Origin of the sequence: Micromonospora sp. NPDC049799 (assembly GCF_040656655.1) — a bacterium.
In the GTDB taxonomy this organism is placed as follows: domain Bacteria; phylum Actinomycetota; class Actinomycetes; order Mycobacteriales; family Micromonosporaceae; genus Micromonospora.
The window spans coordinates 1-2,851 of record NZ_JBFAMU010000585.1 but is presented as its reverse complement, the minus strand read 5'-3'; the positions used below and the strand labels follow the sequence as shown (position 1 = coordinate 2,851).

The 2,851-nt window shown below is 72.2% G+C and carries 2 protein-coding genes and 3 pseudogenes; 3 read left to right on the top strand and 2 right to left on the bottom strand.

All coding sequences use genetic code 11. The annotated features are described in order from the left end of the window. Positions 1-935: serine/threonine-protein kinase (locus AB0I76_RS26735; protein WP_357040934.1), on the bottom strand; the 935-nt coding region annotated here is incomplete at its 3' end. A gap of 91 nt (positions 936-1,026) precedes the next feature. On the opposite strand from AB0I76_RS26735, the pseudogene AB0I76_RS26730 reads away from it, so the two are divergent. Next, positions 1,027-1,101 (top strand): annotated as a pseudogene (locus AB0I76_RS26730) (acyl-CoA carboxylase subunit epsilon); the annotation flags it as partial. Between the two features lie 231 nt (positions 1,102-1,332). Here AB0I76_RS26730 and AB0I76_RS26725 read toward each other — a convergent pair. Beyond that, positions 1,333-1,836: pseudogene (locus AB0I76_RS26725) on the bottom strand (class I SAM-dependent methyltransferase); the annotation flags it as partial. Positions 1,837-2,044: 208 nt separating this feature from the next. On the opposite strand from AB0I76_RS26725, the gene AB0I76_RS26720 reads away from it, so the two are divergent. Together AB0I76_RS26720 and AB0I76_RS26715 are read left to right on the top strand one after the other, a co-directional pair. Continuing rightward, complete coding sequence (locus AB0I76_RS26720; protein ID WP_357040931.1) at positions 2,045-2,479, top strand: DUF6766 family protein; 435 nt, start codon at positions 2,045-2,047, stop codon at positions 2,477-2,479. A 95-nt stretch (positions 2,480-2,574) separates the two neighbouring features. Next, a pseudogene (locus AB0I76_RS26715) lies at positions 2,575-2,851 on the top strand (hypothetical protein); the annotation flags it as partial.

Below are 2,851 nucleotides of genomic sequence, written 5' to 3'. Positions count from 1 at the left end.
GCCGGCTTGGACACCTCCGCCGGCCGTGGCGCCGGCACCAGCGGTGGGCGCGGCTCACGCGGACCGTTCGGCCCCGGCCGGCGTACGCCGTCGAGCAGCGAGATCCCGCGTGCCCGCTTGCCGCCCGCGCGGCGCAGCAGACGCTCCGCCTGCTCGGCGGTGATCCGCTCGTTCGGGTCCTTGTTGAGCAGCCCGGTCAGCACCGGCTTGAGCGGCCCGGCGTTCTTCGGCGGGGGCATCGGCTCGGTGGCCAGCGCCGCGAGGGTGGCGATCGCGGACGGCCGCGCGTACGGCGACTTGCCCTCGACCGCCGCGTAGAGAGTGGCGCCCAGCGACCAGAGGTCGGCCTCCGGCCCGGCGGTGCCGTCCCGGGCCCGCTCCGGCGAGATGTACGCCGGGGAGCCCAGCACCATGCCGGTGCGGGTCACGTTGGGATCGCCCGGGATGGTGGCGAGACCGAAATCGGTCAGCACCACACGGCCGTCGTCGCCGAGCAGCACATTGCCCGGCTTGACGTCGCGGTGCATGACGCCCGCCTTGTGCGCCGCCTTCAGCGCGCCGAGCACGCCCAGCCCGATCTCCACCGCGCGCGCCACCGGCACCGGGCCGTCCTCGGCGAGGGTGTCCTGAAGGGACTTCGACGGCACGTACTCCATGACGATCCACGGGTCGCCGTCGGTGCGGAGCACGTCGAAGATGCGGACGACGTTGATGTGGTTGAGCCGGGCGATGGCCCGCGCCTCCCGCAAGGAGCGCTCCCGCATCTCGCGGCGCTCCTCGTCGGTGAGGCTGGGCGGGGGAACGAGTTCCTTGATCGCCACATCCCGGTGCAGCACCTCGTCGCGCGCCTTCCACACCCGACCCATGCCGCCCTGACCGAGCGGCGAAAGAAGCCGGTATCGGTCAGCGACGAGTTGGGGAAGCGCGTTCGACATCGGTGAGACGGTACCCGCAGCGCCCGACGCTCACACCGCCGGCACGCCACTGTGCGGCGAAGGTCAAGTTCTGGACGCGTACCCTGACGGCATGTCTGCCGAAGAGCCGCTGTTCCGGGTCGTCCGCGGCGTACCCACCGCCGAGGAACTGGCCGCCCTGGTGGGCGTCGGCGCCCCCGCGCCACACCGTGCCGACCTCGGTGAAGCCGGCGGCGGTCAGCGCCGACACGTGCCAGGAGACCGGCGGGTTCCACTCCGGACTGTGGCCCGTGGGGTAGATCTGGTGTCGCTGGGCGACCAGGGGAGCGAGGGTCGGGTCGGCGGCGGCCCGGTCCCACCACTGCGACCAGGAGAGGGCGGCGCCGGCGGCGTACCGGGCGGTGCGTCGGTCGTGGGCCCGGTCGAGCAGCCGTTTGGTCAGCCCGGGCAGCGCGTCGTCGGGCATGTGGTCGGCGTTCACCAGGATCCCGCCCGGCCGCAGCAGGTCCCGCAGTTCGGCGTAGAGGGCGGTGAGCCGGTCGGGCGCGAGCCAGTGCAGGGCGGTGGCGGTGAGGACGGCGTCGACCTCGCGGTGGGGGAGCGCGGCACGCCAGTCGGGCTCGTTGAGGTTGGCGGTGACGATGGTCGCGCGGTCGCCGAGGGACGCGCTGGCCAGGGCGAGCAGCGCCGGGTCGAGGTCGACCAGGGTCACCTCGGCGTCGGGGAAACGCCGCAGTGCGCGGGCCGCGATGCTGCCGGTGCCGCCGGCCAGGTCCAGTAGACGCAGCGGGCCGCCGTCGTGGACGGCGTCGACCGCGTCGAGCATCGCGGTGAACCGGTGCTCACGATCGGGCAGGTACGCCTCCTGCTGCCGGTCCCAGCTCTCCTGCCAGGCCACCGCTTCCAAGCTGTAAGGAGTCATAGCCCTGAGGCTAGTTACCGACAAGAATCGTGTCCAGACCTTGTTGCCAACAAGATGCAATTGCCGGAGTATGGCAACAGGGCGCTCGGCCGGGGAGTGGAGAATCGACGCAACCCTCTGTTTTGTGACGGTCGCTCTCGGGCACCGTTTCGACGCAAGCGCTCCGGGGCACTAGCCCGACCTGGGGATTCGTCGAGAGGGGATCGTGATGGCCGACACCACGACGGCGGCGACGTCGCGCCCGTCCGGGTCCGGGTCCGGTGGCCGGGGGAGCCGGGGCAGGCGGGCGCAGGGCCCGCCGTTCCGCAAGCCGCGCTGGCCCAAGGCGTACGCGTTCGCGCTGGTCACCGGCGCGCTGTTCCTGTTCTCCTGGGTCGGCCAGTTCGTCTTCCAGATGGCGGTGGAGAGCAACGAGGCGAGCCAGCACGGCCAGTCCTTCGCCTGGGCGGAGTTCCTCCCGCAGTTCTTCGCCTCCACCTTCGAGAACTGGCAGAGCGAGTTCCTCCAGCTGATCTGGCAGGCCGCCGGCCTGGCGCTCTTCTACTACTGGGGTTCATCCCAGTCCCGCGAGTCCGACGAGCGGATCGAGGCGAAGCTGGACGCGCTGCTGCGCGAGCGCAACCTCGACCCGCAGAACCCGTGACGGGTGGTCCCCGTCACGCGACGACCGGTTGACCTCAACCGGGCTTCACCTCCGACGCTCGATCGGACGAGGGACGACGAGCGACGGAGGGCGACATGAGGGTGATCGAGGTGGCGGCGTTCGGCGGGCCGGAGGTGCTGACCGTGACCGAGGCGCCGGACCCGAGCCCCGGCCCGGGTGAGGCACTGGTGGAGGTGGCCGCCGCCGACGTGCTCTGGGTGGAGACCATGATCCGGCGGGGCCACGGCGGGACGTACTTCCCGGTCGTGCCGCCGTACCGGCCGGGGGTCGGGGTGGCCGGGACGGTCGGCGCGGTCGGCTCGGGGGTCGACCGCCACCTCGATCACCCTCATGTCGCCCTCCGTCGCTCGT